At 68.8% G+C, this 282-nt stretch carries 1 protein-coding gene; it reads left to right on the top strand.

The window, feature by feature from the left end:
• Positions 1-282: aminotransferase class III-fold pyridoxal phosphate-dependent enzyme (locus tag LZP69_RS16335; RefSeq protein WP_234201743.1), on the top strand; the 282-nt coding region annotated here is incomplete at both ends.

Genomic DNA, 282 nt, shown 5'->3' with positions numbered 1-282 from the left:
CGCGCACCAGCGAGACCTGCGCGCTGCTGATCTGCGACGAAGTGCAGTGCGGCATGGGCCGCACCGGGTTTCCGTTCGCGGCGAACCTGCACGGCGTCGCGCCGGACATGATCACCACGGCGAAGGCGCTGGGCGCGGGTTTCCCTTGCTCTGCGCTGCTGATGGCAGATCACGTCGCGGCCCACCTGAAGACCGACGACCTCGGCACGACGTTTGGCGGCGGCCCGCTCGCCTGCGCGCTGATCGAGGCTGTCATAGACATCATCGAGACCGACGGCCTGC

The organism is Shewanella sp. AS1, from assembly GCF_021412565.1.
In the GTDB taxonomy this organism is placed as follows: domain Bacteria; phylum Pseudomonadota; class Gammaproteobacteria; order Enterobacterales; family Shewanellaceae; genus Shewanella.
The sequence above is the reverse complement of the archived record's forward strand: the minus strand, read 5'-3'. Positions and strand labels throughout refer to the sequence as shown.